The sequence below is a fragment of the Bartonella queenslandensis AUST/NH15 genome (genome assembly GCF_000312585.1).
Taxonomy (GTDB): domain Bacteria; phylum Pseudomonadota; class Alphaproteobacteria; order Rhizobiales; family Rhizobiaceae; genus Bartonella; species Bartonella queenslandensis_A.
The window spans coordinates 1-236 of record NZ_HE998016.1 but is presented as its reverse complement, the minus strand read 5'-3'; the positions used below and the strand labels follow the sequence as shown (position 1 = coordinate 236).

At 50.0% G+C, this 236-nt stretch carries 1 pseudogene; it reads left to right on the top strand.

What is annotated here, in order from left to right:
- A pseudogene (locus BN338_RS09185) lies at positions 1 to 236 on the top strand (baseplate assembly protein); the annotation flags it as partial.

Below are 236 nucleotides of genomic sequence, written 5' to 3'. Positions count from 1 at the left end.
GGTGAAATTGGCTCTGCGTCTTTAGTGGTGCGCGATAGCTATAGTGAGGCTATGCCTAATCCCGCACGCCACCCAGAAGAGTTGGCGCTCTGTTATGCGGGGGGAGCACTGCGCATAACAAAAGATGAGCTTATTCTCTCCCATGGAGAAAACCAAATCCATTTGAGTGCACAAGGTCTGGTGCTTTCTCATCAATCAACCCGTGTTGAATTAACGGGCAGTGTGCAGATTGAAGC